Source organism: Pseudomonas sp. MF6767 (assembly GCF_016405475.1).
Taxonomy (GTDB): Bacteria; Pseudomonadota; Gammaproteobacteria; order Pseudomonadales; family Pseudomonadaceae; genus Aquipseudomonas; species Aquipseudomonas paracarnis.
The window spans coordinates 27807-44216 of sequence record NZ_JAEKCY010000031.1; the positions used below are offsets into that span (position 1 = coordinate 27807).

A 16410-nucleotide genomic window follows, 5' to 3' on the forward strand; every position below is an offset into this window, starting at 1 on the left:
TCGTAGCAATCACGCACTGTAAATGTGCAGTTCCGTTACGCACATTGTTACAGCTGCAGGAACTGTCGTTTATGCCTGTGGTTGCAGGTGCGACCTGCCAGGGTTGTACTTTTTTGAAGTGTTGGTTGCACCTATAGACGCTAGACGGTTGCACGTCCTGGCAAAAGGCGTCGAAACGCCTGTAATAACAATGACACCGTGTCTTTTTGAAGAATAAAAAAGTAATGGCACGCGGCTTGCTCTGAGCTTTCGGTGAAAGGTTTGAATGCAAGTTGTCGTGCCAAAAATCAAAAATATCGGAGCACCACTCATGTCCCAGACGTTTTACAAGAAAGGTTTTCTGGCCCTCGCCGTTGCTGCGGCGCTGGGTGTTTCTACGTTTGTTCAAGCTGATGTGAAAATTGGTGTGGCGGGCCCGATGACGGGTGCCAACGCCGCTTTCGGTGAGCAGTACATGAAGGGTGCCCAGGCGGCAGCCGACGTTATCAACAAGGCCGGCGGCATCAACGGTGAGCAGATCAAGCTGGTGGCGGGCGATGACGCCTGCGAGCCCAAGCAGGCCGTGGCCGTGGCCAACCGCCTGGCCGACCAGGACAAAGTGATCGGTGTGGTCGGGCACTTCTGCTCATCCAATACCATCCCGGCGTCTGAGGTTTACGACGAAGCAGGCATCATCGCCATCACCCCAGGCTCCACCAACCCACAAGTGACCGAACGCGGCCTGGGCGCCATGTTCCGTATGTGCGGGCGTGACGACCAGCAAGGCATCGTCGCCGGCGACTACATCGTCGACGTGCTCAAGGGCAAGAAAGTCGCGGTGATCAACGACAAGGACACCTACGGCAAAGGCCTGGCCGACGCCACCGCCGCCCAGTTGACCAAGCGCGGCGTCAAGCCGGTGCTGGAAGAGGGCCTGACCCGTGGCGAGAAAGACTTCAGCGCCCTGGTCACCAAGATCCGCTCCCTGGGCGCCGACGTCGTGTACTTCGGCGGCCTGCATCCGGAAGCCGGCCCACTGGTGCGCCAGATCCGTGAAGCGGGCTTGAAAGACGTCAAGTTCATGTCCGATGACGGCGTGGTCACCGACGAGTTGGTGTCCACCGCAGGTGGTGCGCAGTACGTCGATGGCGTGTACATGACCTTCGGCGCCGACCCGCGCCTGCTGCCGGACAGCAAGACGGTCGTGGAAGAGTTCCGCAAGAACGGCACCGAGCCTGAAGGCTACACCCTGTACGCCTACGCTTCGATCCAGGCCTTGGCCGCCGGCTTCAACGGTGCCAAGTCCAACAAGGGCGAAGACGCTGCCAAGTGGCTCAAGGCCAACCCGGTTAAAACCGTCATGGGCGAAAAAGCCTGGGATACCAAGGGCGACCTGAAAGTCTCTGACTACGTGGTTTACCAGTGGGACAAAGACGGCAAATACCATCAGTTGGAAAAGCAGAAGTAAGTACAAGCACCACGGGCCTAAGGTTAGGGGGGCTTGCTGTGGCGAGGGAGCTTGCTCCCGCTGGAGTGCGTAGCACTCCCAACCGCTTACCGAAATACATCTGATGTATCTCGATTGCCCAGTTTGGGGCTGCTTCGCAGCCCAGCGGGAGCAAGCTCCCTCGCCACATAAGCCAGCTCCCACAGAGGGCGTGGTTGCCTGCTCCATTGCAACAAACCTGTCTTTTCCTCCAGAAGCGCCGCACACCCACCGGTGTGCAGGTGCTCACCGCGTGAGATTGCGTTATGGATGGTATTTTCCTGCAGCAACTGGTCAACGGCCTGACCCTCGGGTCGGTCTATGGCCTGATCGCCATCGGCTACACAATGGTCTATGGCATCATTGGCATGATCAACTTCGCCCACGGTGAGGTTTATATGATTTCCGCTTACCTCGCGGCGATCAGTCTGGCACTGCTGGCTTACTTCGGCATCGAATCCTTCCCGCTGCTCATTCTCGGTACCTTGATCTTCACCGTGGTCGTCACCGGCGTGTACGGTTGGGTGATTGAGCGTGTCGCCTACAAACCCCTGCGTAACTCCACCCGCCTGGCACCGCTGATCAGCGCCATCGGTATCTCCCTGATTCTGCAGAACTACGCGCAGATCGCCCAGGGCGCCAAGCAACAAGGCATTCCCACCCTGCTGGCCGGCGCCTGGCGCGTCGATATCGGCACCGGGTTCGTGCAACTGACCTATACCAAAGTGTTCATCCTGGTCGCCGCTTTTGCCGGCATGGCCTTGCTCACCTACATCATCAAATACACCAAGCTCGGCCGCATGTGCCGCGCTACCCAGCAAGACCGCAAGATGGCCTCGATCCTGGGCATCAATACCGACCGTGTGATCTCCTACGTGTTTGTCATCGGTGCCGCCATGGCCGCCCTGGCCGGCGTGCTTATCACCCTCAATTACGGCACCTTCGACTTCTATGCCGGCTTCATCATCGGCATCAAGGCGTTTACCGCAGCGGTACTCGGCGGCATCGGCTCCCTGCCTGGGGCGATGCTGGGCGGGATCATCCTCGGTATCTCCGAGTCGCTGTTCTCAGGGTTGATCAACTCTGACTACAAAGACGTGTTCAGTTTCTCCCTGCTGGTGGTGATTCTGATTTTCCGTCCCCAGGGCCTGCTTGGTCGCCCACTCGTGGCGAAGGTGTAAACATGTCTGCTGCCAAATCCATTGATATCAAGAAAAGTGTGGTCGATACGGTCCTCGCGGGGCTGATTTCGCTGATCGTGTTCGGCCCGATTGTCGGCGTGGTGCTCGACGGCTACAGCTTCAACCTGGAACCTGCGCGGGTTGCCGTGCTGGTCGCCATCGTGATGGCCGGGCGCTTTGCCCTCAGCCTGTTTCTGCAAACACCCAAGGGCGTGAAGATCCTGCAGGGGTTCGAGAGCAGCGGCTCCGGCGTGCACGTGCTGCCACCGGACTACAAGTCGCGGCTGCGCTGGATCATCCCGGCGCTGATCGTGATCGCCATCGTATTTCCGATCTTCGCCAACAAATACCTGCTCACCGTGGTGATCCTGGGGCTGATCTACGTGTTGCTCGGCCTGGGCCTGAACATCGTGGTGGGCCTGGCGGGCCTGCTCGACCTGGGTTATGTGGCCTTCTACGCCATCGGTGCCTACGGCCTGGCGCTGGGTTATCAATACCTGGGCCTGGGCTTCTGGACGGTCCTGCCACTGGCGGCCATCGCGGCGGCGTTGGCGGGTTGCATACTCGGCTTCCCGGTGCTGCGAATGCACGGTGACTACCTGGCCATCGTGACCCTGGGTTTTGGTGAAATCATTCGCCTGGTGCTCAACAACTGGCTGTCGTTCACCGGTGGCCCCAACGGTATGCCCGTGCCGTCACCGACCTTTCTGGGCCTGGAGTTCGGCAAGCGTGCGAAGGATGGCGGCATTCCGTTTCACGAGTTTTTCGGCATCGATTACAACCCCAACATCAAGTTCATGTTCATCTACATCGTGCTGTTTCTGGTGGTGCTGGCCGTGCTGTACATCAAGCATCGCCTGACGCGCATGCCGGTCGGCCGCGCCTGGGAAGCCCTGCGCGAAGATGAAATCGCCTGCCGTTCCATGGGCCTGAACCATGTGCTGGTCAAACTCTCAGCCTTCACCATCGGCGCGTCCACCGCCGGTTTGGCCGGGGTGTTCTTTGCCAGCTACCAGGGCTTCGTCAACCCGTCGTCGTTTACCTTCTTCGAGTCGGCGTTGATCCTCGCCATTGTGGTGTTGGGCGGCATGGGCTCGACGGTTGGCGTGGTGATCGCAGCGTTCGTGTTGACCGTGGCGCCGGAACTGCTGCGTAGTTTTTCCGAGTACCGCGTGCTGCTGTTTGGGGTGTTGATGGTGGTGATGATGATCTGGCGACCGCGTGGCTTGATTCGGATTAGCCGTACCGGTGTGACGCCACGCAAAGGGGTAGCGCCATGAGCAAGGAAGTCGTGCTGTCTGTCGAACACCTGATGATGCACTTCGGTGGTATCAAAGCCTTGAGCGATGTAAGCCTCAAGGTTGAACGCAACTCGATCTTCGCCCTGATCGGCCCCAACGGCGCCGGCAAGACCACGGTGTTCAACTGCCTCACCGGCTTCTACAAAGCCAGTGGCGGCAAGATCGAGCTCAACGTGCGCGGCAAGCAAACCAACGTGATCCAACTGCTCGGCGAGCGCTTTGAGGCCACCGACTTCGTGTCGCCCAAAAGCTTCCTCAGCCGCGTTTACTACAAGATGTTCGGCGGCACCCACCTGGTGAACCGTGCCGGCCTGGCGCGCACCTTCCAGAACATTCGCCTGTTCAAGGAAATGTCGGTGCTGGAAAACCTGCTGGTGGCCCAGCACATGTGGGTCAACCGCAACATGCTTGCCGGCATCCTCAACACCAAGGGCTACCGCAAGGCCGAAAGCGATGCGCTGGACTGCGCGTTCTACTGGCTGGAAGTGGTCGACCTGGTGGACTGCGCCAACCGTCTGGCCGGCGAGCTCTCCTACGGCCAGCAGCGCCGCCTGGAGATCGCCCGCGCCATGTGCACGCGGCCGCAGATCATCTGCCTGGACGAACCGGCAGCGGGCCTCAACCCGCAGGAAACCGAAGCCCTCAGCGCGATGATTCGCCTGCTGCGCGACGAACACGACCTTACGGTGGTGCTGATCGAACACGACATGGGCATGGTGATGAGTATTTCCGACCACATTGTGGTGCTGGACCACGGCAACGTGATCGCCGAAGGCGGCCCGGATGCGATCCGCAACGACCCGAAAGTGATCGCCGCCTACCTGGGCGCGGACGAAGAGGAGCTGGTATGAGCGCACCTATCCTCGAAATGAAGGACCTGGACGTGTTCTACGGCCCGATCCAGGCCCTGAAAAAAGTCTCGCTGCACATCAACGAAGGCGAAACCGTCAGCCTGATCGGCTCCAATGGCGCGGGTAAGTCCACGTTGCTGATGTCGATCTTCGGTCAGCCTCGGGCCGAGTCGGGGCAGATCCTCTACAACGGCGTCGACATTACTCACAAGTCGTCCCACTACATCGCTTCCAACGGCATTGCGCAGTCGCCGGAAGGGCGGCGGGTGTTCCCCGACATGACCGTCGAGGAAAACCTGCTGATGGGCACCATCCCCATTGGCGACAAGTTCGCCAGCGAGGACATGCAACGCATGTTCGAGCTGTTCCCCAGGCTCAAGGAGCGACGCAACCAGCGGGCGATGACCATGTCCGGTGGTGAGCAACAAATGCTCGCCATCGCCCGTGCGCTGATGAGCCGGCCCAAGCTGTTGCTGCTCGATGAGCCAAGCCTGGGGTTGGCGCCGATTGTGGTGAAGCAGATCTTTTCCACCCTGCGCGAGCTGGCGTCCACCGGGATGACCATTTTCCTGGTGGAACAGAACGCCAACCATGCGCTGCGCCTGTCGGACCGGGCGTATGTGATGGTCAATGGTGAGATTCGCCTGACAGGCACCGGCAAGGAGTTGCTGGTGAACGAGGAAGTGCGCAACGCCTACCTGGGCGGTCACTGACCCAAGATCCAGGCGCATCAACCCTGTGGGAACCGGGCCTTATGTGGGAGCCGGGCTTGCCCGCGATAGCATCACCTCGGTTTAGCTGACATACCGAGGTGGCCGCATCGCAGGCAAGCCAGCGCCCACCCAAAGCCGGTTCCCACATTTGTTTTTGCGGTGTCAACAAGCCCTCCACCAAATTGTGGAAAACAAATCCAGCCCACCTCAAAAGCGCGACATATAGCCGCCGCAAATCCCTGTTTTGTCACAGTTTTGACTTGCCCCCATCCACTGTGGAACCGGCTGTGGGTAACGTGGGAGTAGCTGGCTGAAAGCCTTTAACCACGTGGCTTGTAGCGTGTTGGTTGTTTTTCGATCAGGGTATTTTTCGCGACCGTCTCAAGGGTTTGTCAACCTGTTTAAAGACACAGGTATATGAACGAAATAAGTCCTTCCAGCCTGTGGATAAGTCTGTGACTAAACTCTGGAAAGACTTGCGCAGGGGCCGGAATGACTGGCCTGGAGCCATCGTTGTGTTTTTCTGCCTTTGTCAGCGGCTACATAGGCGCTCGCCCAGGTCAAGCAAAAAACTTTATAAAACCGCCTGCAACCCTTGTACACAGCGGCTTTGAGCCGTTTGCACTTGCCCCCAAAGACTGTGGGCGCAGTTGTGGATAACCTGCGCGCATATGGCTGCAAGCTACGGTTTATAAGGCTTTGCGAAGATTGGTTAAAAAGTGATCAGCCAAGCATGCGTGTGTGTGCACAGCGGTTGCCGCAAACGCGGCGTAAGGGCATTCTGCTGGCTGTTTTTTTCCCGATGCCCGCAAGGAGAACCCCATGTCTGACACGCTGTTTATCACTGGCGCTACTTCAGGTTTCGGCGAAGCCTGTGCCCGTCGCTTTGCCGAGGCCGGCTGGAAACTGGTGCTCACCGGTCGTCGTGCCGAGCGCTTGAACGCCTTGGTCGAAGAGCTTTCCAAGCAGACCGAAGTGCATGGCCTGGTGGTGGATGTGCGCGACCGCAAAGGCATGGAGGAGGCCATCGCCAACCTGCCGGCGTCGTTCGCCACGCTGCGCGGCCTGATCAACAACGCCGGCCTGGCCGTGGGCACCGACCCTGCGCCCAAGTGCGACCTCGACGATTGGGAAACCATGGTCGATACCAACATCAAGGGCCTGCTGACCACCACTAACCTGCTGTTGCCGCGCCTGATTGCCCATGGCCGCGGTGCCGGGATCATCAACCTGGGTTCCATCGCCGGTAACTACCCGTACCCGGGCAGCCATGTGTATGGCGGTTCCAAGGCGTTCGTGAAGCAGTTCTCGTTGAACCTGCGCTGCGACTTGCAAGGCACCGGCGTGCGCGTGACCAATATCGAGCCGGGCTTGTGTGAGAGCGAGTTCTCCCTGGTGCGCTTCGGCGGTGACCAGGCGCGTTATGACGCCACCTACGCAGGTGCCGAGCCGATCCAGCCGCAGGACATTGCCGATACGATTTTCTGGGTGATGAACACCCCGGCGCACGTGAACATCAACCGCCTGGAGTTGATGCCGGTGAGCCAGACCTGGGCTGGGTTTGCGATTGAGCGTGGGGCCAAGGGCTAAGCGCCTGCGCGACACACGCTGATCGTTTCCACGCTGCGCGTGGGAATGCCGCCGGGGGCGCTCTGCGCCCCGCTTTCTGCTGGTGACGCAGTGCGTCACGCGATGCATTCCCACGCGGAGCGTGGGAACGATCAGTGGCGGCAAATCGGTCAAAATGCGGCATAAGGTACACTGCCCGCCTGAAAACCCCACCGCACCCAGCGGTTTAAAGGTTTTGACAGGAGGCAATGTGAGTAACCGAGGTGAGCAGGCACTGCTCAAACAATCGACTATCCTGATGTTCGCAGTCGCGATCGCAGGGATTGTCACGGGTGTGATATCCGGCGCCCAATCCATTCTGTTCGACGGCTTTTTCTCGCTGATCGCCACCGCCATCAAGGTGCTGATGCTGATCACGGCCAAGCTGATCGCCAAGAAAAGCAACGAGCGTTTCCAATTCGGCTATTGGCACCTGGAGCCGATGGTGCTGTTGATCGAAGGCAGTTTCCTGCTGCTGATCGCCATCTACGCGTTCCTCAATGGCGTGTTCGGCATTATCAATGGCGGGCGCGAAATCGAGCTGGGGCTGGTGATCATTTATGCGGCGGTGTTTACCGTCGTGGAGTTCGCCTACTTCTTCTATGTGCGCTACCGCAATCGCACACTCAAATCGTCATTGATCCAGTTCGACAACATCAGCTGGCTGGTGGATGCGATGCTGTCGGTGGGCTTGCTGATCAGCTTCCTGGCCGCGCTGTTGCTCAAGTCCCAAGGCTATGGCGAGTGGGCGGTCTACGTGGACCCGTTGATCCTGATCCTGCTGGCCCTGAGCATGCTGGCGCCGGCATTCAAGATCCTGCGCCCGGCGCTGCGCGAAGTGTTGGGGATCGCTCCGGATCACTTGGACGACAAGGTCCGCGAAGTGATGGACGCGGCGCAGGCCAAGCATGGTTTCGACGACTACGTGTCCTATGTGCAGAAGCACGGGCGTGCACGGTTTATCGAGATTCATGTGGTGCTGCCAGCGGATTACCCGGTGGATAACGTCGCCACCCTCGATGGGCTGCGTGAAGAGATATCCACAGGGCTGGGGGCGGCGGATGCGGCGCGGTGGTTGACGATCAGTTTTACCGGTGACCGCAAGTGGATTGCCTAAAGTCTGTTAGAGCGAGGTGAGGCTATAGCAGGCAAGCCAGCTCCCACATTTAAATGTGCGAACACAATCAACTGTGGGAGCTGGCTTGCCTGCGATGGGGCCCTGCAGGTCAGCCCAGATGCTGGACCAAGCCCTGATAGCAAGTCGCCAAATGATAAGGCGTAGTCGAAGGCATATCCCGCCGGCTCACCTTACCCTCGGCATCCAGGCATTCATGCCAACCCTTGGCATGCAAAAAGCGCTGTTGCAGCGCCTGTAACTGACGCTGCAGCACCGCCTCGCTGCCTGGCCGCAAGGTCAGTGCCCGCAGGTACTCCGCCTGAGCCCAGATCCGTTGGGTACCGTCGCGCACCGTGCCATCCAGCGCCAGCATGCCGCTGACCGCACCGCTTAATTTATCCACACCCTTTTGCTCGGCATAGGCAAATGCCCGTGTCAGCGACTCATGCAGTGCAGTGCCGCGCAGCACAGCTGAAGATTCCAGCAAAAAGAACCATTCGAACTGGTGCCCCGGCTCAAACCAGTTATCCACAGCGCCCAAAGGTTTCTCCATCATCACGCCGTGCTCGCGGTCGATGAAGCGTTGCTGCATGGCCGTCGCCAGTGCCAGCAGGGCCGCTTGTACCTGGGCGTCCTCACGCACCGCGAGGGTGGCGAGGAAGCCTTCAGCCAGGTGCATCAACGGGTTTTGCAACGGGCCGGAGTCGAGCGAGGCCCAGTTGCGCTCCAGTACGGCCTCGTACAAGCCGTCACCGGTGGCAAAGCGTTGGGCGACGACTTCCAGGGCAGCGTTGAGTACCGACTCGACCAACGGCTCACGCACCTTGGCCCAGTAATGGGCGCAGGCAAAGATAATGAAGGCGTGGGTGTAGAGGTCTTTGCGCTCGTCCAGCGGCTGGCCGGCGGGGTCGATGCTGTAGAACCAGCCACCGTGTTCGGCATCATGAAAGTGCCGTTGCAGGGAGCGAAACAGCGCAGCCGCACGTTCTTCGGCGAAAGCCGCGCCGGGTTCGCCGATCAGGCTGGCGAACAGGTACAACTGCCGGGCGCAGGCCATGGCGCGATAGCGCTGGGGGGGCAGTGGCTGGTGATCGGCATCCAGTGCCTCAAAGGGCAGCGCCAGGTCGGCATTCCAGCCCGGGCCTTGCCAGAGAGGCACGATCAGGTCATGGAAGTGCGTGAGCACAGGCGTCAGGGAAGAGGGGGAAGCGATGGGCATTGGCTGGCGTCGTCACGGCAGGGGTGTAGGCGCGCATGGTAGCAGGCTGATCGTTCCCACGCTCTGCGTGGGAATGCATTTTATGACGCTCTGCGTCATGCTTTGGGACGCAGAGCGTCCTAGGCTACATTCCCACGCGGAGCGTGGGAACGATCTTTTCCTCAGCCCGCCAGCAACCACACCCCAGTCGCCGCCGAAGCAGCCCCGGCCACTCGCACCAAGGGTGCCGCAGCTGCCGGCAAAAAGCGCACCACTGCATAACCCGCAGCGTGCAACACGGCTGTTGCCCCCACGAACCCAGCCGCATACGCCCAAGGGCTGGTCATATCCGGCAGTTCCAGGCCATGGGCCACGCCGTGAAACAGCGCAAACAACGCCGTGGCGCCCACGGCCACGAACAGCGGCGGCCGGACCGCCAACGCTACCGCCAGGCCCAAGGCCAGCACCGATGCAGCAATCCCGCTTTCCAGCGCCGGCAATTGCAGCCCTTCGAAACCCAACACCCCGCCGATCAGCATGGTGCCGACAAAGGTGCATGGCAGCGCCCAGCGCGCGGCGCCTTTTTGCTGGGCCGCCCAGAGGCCCACCGCAAGCATGGCCAGCAAGTGATCGAGGCCGCCCAGGGGGTGGCTGATACCGGCCACCAGGCCATTGTCGCCATGGCCCGGATGGGCGAAGGCCAAGGCAGGGGCGAGCAGCAGCGCGGCGGCGGCGAAAAGTCTGTTGAGTCTCATGGACAGGTTCCTTATGGGTTGATCAGGCGGCGGTCAGCAGGCCCTGGCGTTCGATGAAGGCGACGATGTCGTCCAGGCCGACCCCGGTCTTCTGGTTGCTGAACACAAAGGGTTTGCCGTTGCGCATGCGCTGGGTGTCGCTGTTCATCAGTTCCAGCGAGGCACCCACCAGCGGGGCCAGGTCAATCTTGTTGATCACCAGCAGGTCGGATTTGCAAATACCGGGCCCGCCCTTGCGCGGCAGTTTGTCGCCCGCTGAGACATCAATCACATAGATGGTCAGGTCCGACAGTTCCGGGCTGAAGGTGGCCGACAGGTTGTCGCCGCCGGACTCCACCAGAATCAGGTCCAGGCCGGGAAAACGGCGGTTGAGTTGGTCCACGGCCTCCAGGTTGATCGAGGCATCTTCGCGAATCGCCGTGTGTGGGCAGCCACCGGTTTCCACGCCGATGATGCGCTCCGGCGCCAGGGCCTGGTTACGCACCAGGAAGTCGGCGTCTTCACGGGTGTAGATGTCGTTGGTGACCACCGCCAGGTTGTAGCGATCGCGCAGCGCCAGGCACAGGGCCAGGGTCAGGGCGGTCTTGCCCGAGCCTACCGGGCCTCCGATACCGACGCGCAGGGGTTGTGTGTTCATGTGCTTCTCCAGAATCAGGAACGGAACAGGCGGCTGTACTGGCGCTCGTGGGCCATGCACGCCAGGGACAGGCCAAAAGCGGCGCTGCCCAAATGGTTAGGGTTAATGCGTTCGGCATCCTGCTGTGCTTGTTGCAGCAGCGGCAGCAGTTCGCTGGTCAACCGCTGGGCCGCTTGCTGGCCCAATGGCAGGGTTTTCATCAGTACCGCCAGTTGGTTTTCCAGCCAGCTCCATAGCCAGGCGGCAAGAGCATCGCCGGGGTTAATGTGCCAGGCGCGCGCGCCCAAGGCCCAGCCCAGGGCCAGATGCGGTTCGTCGCGTTGTGCAAGAAAATCACGGGCGCTGTCGTCCAGTTCCGGCAAGCCGTTGAGCAGTTGTTGCAGGGAATAGCCCATCTGACGACTCTCCTGATACAGCTCCCGGGTCTCACGGCTGGCGCGATGCTCGTCGCACCACTGCGCCAATTGGGCCCAGTCCTGTTCGCCGGCTGCGCGGCAGTGGGCGAGCAGCAGCGGGGCTTCGAAACGCGCCAGGTTGAGCAGCAACTGGTCACTGATCCAGCGCCGGGCGCTCGCGGCATCCTGCACGCGGCCGTTGTCCACCGCCATTTCCAGGCCTTGGGAATAGCTGTAGCCGCCAATCGGCAGTTGCGGACTGGCCAGGCGCAGCAGCGCCCAGGCTGGGTTCATAGACGCACGCCGAACTGATGCAGCTTGGGCGCGTAGTTGAAGTCTTCATCACCATGCCGTGAATGATGATGGCCGCCGCCATAGGCGCCGTGCTCGGGTTGAAACGGCGCCTCGAGGGTCTGCGCATCGGCACCCAGTTGCTCGAGCATGGCCTTGAGCACGTAGTCATCGAGCAGGCGCAGCCAGCCGTCACCGACTTGCAGGGCCACATGGCGGTTGCCCAGATGATACGCGGCACGGGTGAGCTCGAAGGCGTTGCGGCAGGTGACGTGCAGCAGTTGTTCAGGGCGGGCGCATACCCGTACGACGCGTCCGTCTTCTGCCTGCAGGAATTCACCATCGTGCAAGGGCGGCTGGCCCCGCTCCAAAAACAGGCCGACGTCTTCACCGTCGGCACTGAAACAGCGCAGGCGGCTTTTGCTGCGGGCTTCGAAGTTGAGCAGCAACTCGGCGGCCCAGAGGGCTTGGGGGGCGATTCGGCGGTGTATCACCAGCATCAGAGAGCTTCCAACTGTGAGCGATGAAAGACCTAGAGCAAGGGGCTTGCCAATCACGGAATCGAGTAGGAATTCCCTGTAGTCAGGCAGGCATGCTGCTCAATAGGGCGTCGGATGATTTCCGCGCGTGTATCAATTTGGTGCGTGCCGAGGTTTATAGCACCGGGGAAGGGCATTCTGCGTTGATGGCGCCGCTCAGTTTGATGAAGTTTCTTTCATCTTTTTCTTTGTAGGTGTTTTTTAGGATTTTTCCTACGGGTCATCAGGATTTGGAGCTCATGAGATTACCTGCGGGTTCTTTAGGCTATGCGGCCTGTTTAATTCCACCGCGACGTTCATCATGCTTCGATCAATTTTTTGTGTATGCCTTGTCAGCCTGACCTGCTTTATTTCATCGGCAAAGGCCAATTTCCAACCCCGCGCCACCTTCAGCTCTTCGCTGCAAAGCATCAAGCCGGCCTCTATCGACGATGTCATTGACCGCGCCCATGAGTTGCTGGGTACGCCCTATAAGTGGGGCGGCACATCGGCAGAGCAGGGCTTCGATTGCAGTAGCTTCCTGGTGTACTTGTTCAAGACCCAAGCCAATATCCAGCTACCCCGCACCACTGCCGCCATGCACCGTTCATCGGCGACAACCATCAAACGCAGTGCTTTAAAGCCAGGGGATGCAGTGTTTTTCAAAGGCAACGGGCGGGGCCAGGTCAGCCATGTCGGCCTTTATATCGGCCAGGGCAAATTCATCCATTCGCCGCGTACCGGCAAAACCATCCGTATCGATTCATTGAGCAATAGCTACTGGAACAAGCACTACACCACCGCCAAACGGTTCCACACGGCGGGTTGATTGACTTACTCGGTGCTGCCCAGCCCTTGCCAATGTTTGAGGCCAATAAAGATAAAGCGCAGCTGCTGGGTGATTTTCGCCTGGGGCGTAAGGTGGGCCGGCAAGGCGTGGGCCGGTGGGTCGATGATATCGGGCAGGGTGGCGAACACACTCTTGACGATCAGGTCGGCCATCACATGCAAACCTTCGGCATCCAAGTGCTGAAGTTTGGGCATCAGTGTCAGGTCGGCGGCCAGGTCGCGAGTGATGTCTTCGCGCAGGGCGGCGATGGCTTGGCGCACGGCCAGGCAGCCGCCGTACTGTTCGCGAGCCAGGAACAGGAACTGAGAGCGGTTAGCCGAAACCACATCGAGAAAGATGCGCACCGAGGCATCAATGATGCCGCCCATCACGAATTCATTGTGGCGCACCAGGCGGATCGTGGCGCGAAAGGTCTGGCCGACCTCGCTTACCAGTACCAGCCCAAGTTGGTCCATGTCGGCGAAATGGCGATAGAAACCGGTGGGCACGATACCCGCAGTCTTGGCGACTTCGCGCAAACTCAGGCTGCCAAACCCGCGGCCACACTCCATCAGATGGCGGGCTGCGTCCATCAGGGCGAGGCGGGTCTGTTGCTTCTGTTCGGCGCGGGGCAGCATGAGCGGATGAGCTTTGTCGGCAAGTACAGCGACGCACTCTAGCAAAAGCGCTTTGCCGGCGTCGAACTTGGCAGGGGCGGGGCGTGACGCGTTCTATATAAAAGCAAAAGCCCGATCGGCAGATCGGGCTTTTTTCTGGGCCACCACAGGCTTAGCTCTGTGCTTGATGCAGTTCTTGCAGACGGTCGGCACCGCCTTCAGCAACGCCTTCGGTGTAGGCGCGTTTGTTGGCTTGTTCAGCACCGCCTTCGACCAGACCTTTCTCTTGCAAGCGGTTGTAGCCATTTTCAGCTACGGCGCCTTTGGCGTAATCACGGTTTTCGTCTTCTTGCGAACCGCTGCGAGCCACGGTTTGGCTGGTTTGCACGGCTTGAGCTTTGTTCTGCGGGGTGGCCTGTTCGGCAGCTGGCAGGGCAAAAGCGCTGGAAGCCAGGACAGATAACAGAACGGTAGCGAGTAATTGGCGTTTCATGATGGTTGCTCCTAGGGAGGGCGATAAAGTGGGTACAGGGCTAATGTTACCCTTGATAAGTCGATATAAAAGTTCATAAACACAATGGTAATAATCAACAGAATTGATTGTTCTCGCCGGAGGCTCTAGATCGAGCCTCTCAAGCCCGCGGCTTTGCACCGATGTGGGTATTTTCGACACGAACCTGGGTAACAATGGTGCGTCGTCGATGGGGAAAATTGTCTGGTTGATCAGGAAAATCGCTTTTTTCGGTTAAATCCGCGGTTGCGTTAAACCCCCAGGCACTTTGCCAGTCGTAGTCCTATAAGCTGTTTAAAAGGCTGTTGCCCAGCCAGTCGTATTCAGGAGTCCTGTGCAATGACGCGCACTCGTAAAATTCTCGCTTGGAGCTGCGCCAGCTTCGTTCTGTTGATTGCCATCGTGGTACTGGTGTTGGTGTTCTTCGACTGGAACCGCATCAAGCCGCCCCTCAATGCCAAGGTCTCCGAAGAACTGCATCGTCCGTTCGCCATCAACGGCAACCTCGCCGTGGTGTGGCAGCGTGAGCCCGATGAAGGCGGCTGGCGCGGCTGGGTGCCGTGGCCCCATGTGATTGCCGAAGACCTGACTCTGGGGAACCCCGATTGGTCGAAACAACCGCAGATGGTCACGCTCAAGAAGGTTGAGCTGCGCATTTCGCCCCTGGCCTTGCTGGTGCAGCGTGTGGTGATCCCGCGCATCGACCTCACCGAACCCAGTGCCCAGTTGCAGCGCCTGGCTGATGGCCGCGCCAACTGGACGTTCAAGTTCGACCCCAAGGACCCCAACGCCGAACCGTCCAATTGGGTGGTGGATATTGGCGCCATCGGCTTTGACAAAGGCCATGTGACCCTTGACGATCAAAGCCTCAAGACCCAGTTGGATGTGATCATCGACCCGCTGGGCAAGCCGATTCCCTTCGGTGAAATCGTCGGCGATGCCGATGCCAAAAAAGCCCTGGAAAAAGGCTCGGCGCCCCAGGACTACGCGTTCGGCCTCAAGGTCAAAGGCCAGTACCACGGCCAGAAACTCGCGGGCACGGGCAAGATCGGTGGCTTGCTGGCCTTGCAGGACGCGGCCAAGCCGTTCCCGCTGCAAGCCCAAGTCAAGATCGCGGACACCAGCATCGCCCTGGCCGGCACCCTGACCGACCCGCTGAACCTCGGTGCCCTGGACCTGCGCCTGAAACTGTCGGGCAGCAGCCTGGGCAACCTGTATCCGCTGACCGGCGTGACCCTGCCGGATTCGCCGGCCTATTCCACCGACGGCCACCTGATCGCCAAACTGCATGAGGCCAGCGGCGCCTCCTTTCGCTACGAGAATTTCAACGGCAAGATTGGCAACAGCGACATCCACGGCGACCTGGCCTATGTTGCCAGCCAGCCACGGCCCAAGCTCAGCGGCGCGCTGGTGTCCAACCAACTGCTGATGGATGACCTGGCGCCGCTGATTGGCGCAGATTCCAATGCCGAGCAAAAAGCCCGTGGCGGTGAAAGCAAGCAACCGGCGACCAAAGTGCTGCCGGTTGAAGAGTTCCGCACCGAACGCTGGCGCGAGATGGATGCCGATGTGGAGTTCACCGGCAAGCGTATCGTGCACAGTGCCGACTTGCCCTTTACCGACCTCTACACCCACCTGGTGCTCAACGACGGCCAACTGAGCCTTGAACCCCTGCGCTTTGGCGTGGCCGGTGGGAAGCTCGATGCGCAGATTCGCTTGAACGGCCGCACTACGCCGATGGAGGGCCGCGCCAAGCTGACGGCGCGCAACTTCAAGCTCAAGCAGCTGTTCCCGACTTTCGAACCGATGAAAACCAGCTTCGGTGAACTCAACGGCGATGCCGATATTTCCGGGCGCGGCAACTCGGTGGCGGCACTGTTGGGCACGTCCAACGGTGACCTGAAGATGCTCATCAACGATGGCGCCATCAGCCGAAGCCTGATGGAAATCGCCGGGCTCAACGTGGGCAACTACGTGGTCGGCCGCCTGTTCGGCGACGAGGAAGTGAAGATCAACTGCGCAGCGGCGGACTTCGGCATCAAGACTGGCCTGGCGACCACGCGGCTGTTTGTGTTCGATACCGAGAACGCGATCATCTACATCGACGGCACCGCGAATATGGCCACCGAGCAGTTGGACCTGACCATCACGCCGGAATCCAAGGGCTTTCGCCTGTTCTCCCTGCGTTCACCGCTCTACGTCAATGGACCATTCATCAAGCCCAATGCTGGCGTGAAAGCCATTCCATTGGCGCTACGCGGTGCGGGCATGGTCGCCCTCGGCGTGATCGCCGGGCCTGCTGCTGGCTTGCTCGCCTTGGTTGCCCCAAGCGGTGGCGAGCCCAATGAGTGCGCACCGTTGCTGCAACAGATGAAGGAAGGCAAGGCGCCCAAGACCGTGAAGTAACTGTGGGAGCGGGCTTG

General features: G+C 60.0%; 16 protein-coding genes. 9 read left to right on the forward strand and 7 right to left on the reverse strand.

What is annotated here, in order from left to right:
- Window positions 1-310 precede the first annotated feature (310 nt).
- The 7 genes from JFT58_RS28565 to JFT58_RS28595 all read left to right on the forward strand — a co-directional run bounded on the left by JFT58_RS28565 (window position 311) and on the right by JFT58_RS28595 (window position 8236).
- Window positions 311-1447, forward strand: a complete 1137-nt coding sequence (locus JFT58_RS28565; RefSeq protein WP_034125665.1) for a branched-chain amino acid ABC transporter substrate-binding protein — start codon at window positions 311-313, stop codon at window positions 1445-1447.
- A 284-nt stretch (window positions 1448-1731) separates the two neighbouring features.
- A complete protein-coding gene (locus JFT58_RS28570) occupies window positions 1732-2646 on the forward strand; it encodes an ABC transporter permease subunit (protein WP_003188099.1) in 915 nt (304 codons plus the stop codon).
- 2 nt (window positions 2647-2648) lie between these two features.
- A complete protein-coding gene (livM, locus tag JFT58_RS28575) occupies window positions 2649-3926 on the forward strand; it encodes a high-affinity branched-chain amino acid ABC transporter permease LivM (RefSeq protein ID WP_003188100.1) in 1278 nt (425 codons plus the stop codon).
- Window positions 3923-4798 (forward strand): ABC transporter ATP-binding protein, encoded by an 876-nt coding sequence (locus tag JFT58_RS28580; protein ID WP_005784285.1) that lies wholly within the window; start codon window positions 3923-3925, stop codon window positions 4796-4798. Before livM ends, JFT58_RS28580 begins: the two co-directional genes overlap by 4 nt.
- A complete protein-coding gene (locus JFT58_RS28585; RefSeq protein ID WP_005784287.1) occupies window positions 4795-5511 on the forward strand; it encodes an ABC transporter ATP-binding protein in 717 nt (238 codons plus the stop codon). The genes JFT58_RS28580 and JFT58_RS28585 overlap by 4 nt, the downstream gene beginning before the upstream one ends.
- An 822-nt stretch (window positions 5512-6333) precedes the next feature.
- Window positions 6334-7101, forward strand: a complete 768-nt coding sequence (locus JFT58_RS28590; protein ID WP_034125868.1) for an SDR family oxidoreductase — start codon at window positions 6334-6336, stop codon at window positions 7099-7101.
- Window positions 7102-7330: 229 nt separating this feature from the next.
- Window positions 7331-8236: a cation diffusion facilitator family transporter gene (locus JFT58_RS28595; protein WP_003188105.1), complete on the forward strand. Its 906-nt coding sequence runs from the start codon at window positions 7331-7333 to the stop codon at window positions 8234-8236.
- Between the two features lie 109 nt (window positions 8237-8345).
- On the opposite strand, the gene JFT58_RS28600 is transcribed toward JFT58_RS28595, so the two are convergent.
- The 5 genes from JFT58_RS28600 to ureE all read right to left on the reverse strand — a co-directional run bounded on the left by JFT58_RS28600 (window position 8346) and on the right by ureE (window position 12012).
- Window positions 8346-9455 (reverse strand): AGE family epimerase/isomerase, encoded by a 1110-nt coding sequence (locus JFT58_RS28600; RefSeq protein ID WP_054896370.1) that lies wholly within the window; start codon window positions 9453-9455, stop codon window positions 8346-8348.
- Between the two features lie 161 nt (window positions 9456-9616).
- Window positions 9617-10189 (reverse strand): HupE/UreJ family protein, encoded by a 573-nt coding sequence (locus JFT58_RS28605; RefSeq protein WP_034125669.1) that lies wholly within the window; start codon window positions 10187-10189, stop codon window positions 9617-9619.
- 22 nt (window positions 10190-10211) lie between these two features.
- A complete protein-coding gene (ureG, locus tag JFT58_RS28610; RefSeq protein ID WP_003188109.1) occupies window positions 10212-10826 on the reverse strand; it encodes an urease accessory protein UreG in 615 nt (204 codons plus the stop codon).
- A 14-nt stretch (window positions 10827-10840) separates the two neighbouring features.
- Window positions 10841-11515, reverse strand: coding sequence for an urease accessory protein UreF (locus tag JFT58_RS28615; protein ID WP_054896371.1), 675 nt, complete (start codon window positions 11513-11515; stop codon window positions 10841-10843).
- Window positions 11512-12012, reverse strand: a complete 501-nt coding sequence (gene ureE / locus JFT58_RS28620; RefSeq protein WP_054896372.1) for an urease accessory protein UreE — start codon at window positions 12010-12012, stop codon at window positions 11512-11514. Before ureE ends, JFT58_RS28615 begins: the two co-directional genes overlap by 4 nt.
- A gap of 340 nt (window positions 12013-12352) precedes the next feature.
- On the opposite strand from ureE, the gene JFT58_RS28625 reads away from it, so the two are divergent.
- Window positions 12353-12859 carry a C40 family peptidase gene (locus tag JFT58_RS28625; RefSeq protein ID WP_034125672.1) on the forward strand — a complete coding sequence of 169 codons (507 nt, stop codon included), beginning with the start codon at window positions 12353-12355 and terminating at the stop codon, window positions 12857-12859.
- Window positions 12860-12864: 5 nt separating this feature from the next.
- Here JFT58_RS28625 and JFT58_RS28630 read toward each other — a convergent pair whose 3' ends face one another.
- Window positions 12865-13497, reverse strand: a complete 633-nt coding sequence (locus tag JFT58_RS28630; protein WP_003188114.1) for a TetR family transcriptional regulator — start codon at window positions 13495-13497, stop codon at window positions 12865-12867.
- Between the two features lie 151 nt (window positions 13498-13648).
- Window positions 13649-13969, reverse strand: a complete 321-nt coding sequence (locus tag JFT58_RS28635; protein ID WP_003188116.1) for a hypothetical protein — start codon at window positions 13967-13969, stop codon at window positions 13649-13651.
- A gap of 357 nt (window positions 13970-14326) precedes the next feature.
- On the opposite strand from JFT58_RS28635, the gene JFT58_RS28640 reads away from it, so the two are divergent.
- A complete protein-coding gene (locus JFT58_RS28640; RefSeq protein WP_054896373.1) occupies window positions 14327-16393 on the forward strand; it encodes an AsmA family protein in 2067 nt (688 codons plus the stop codon).
- Window positions 16394-16410 lie beyond the last annotated feature (17 nt).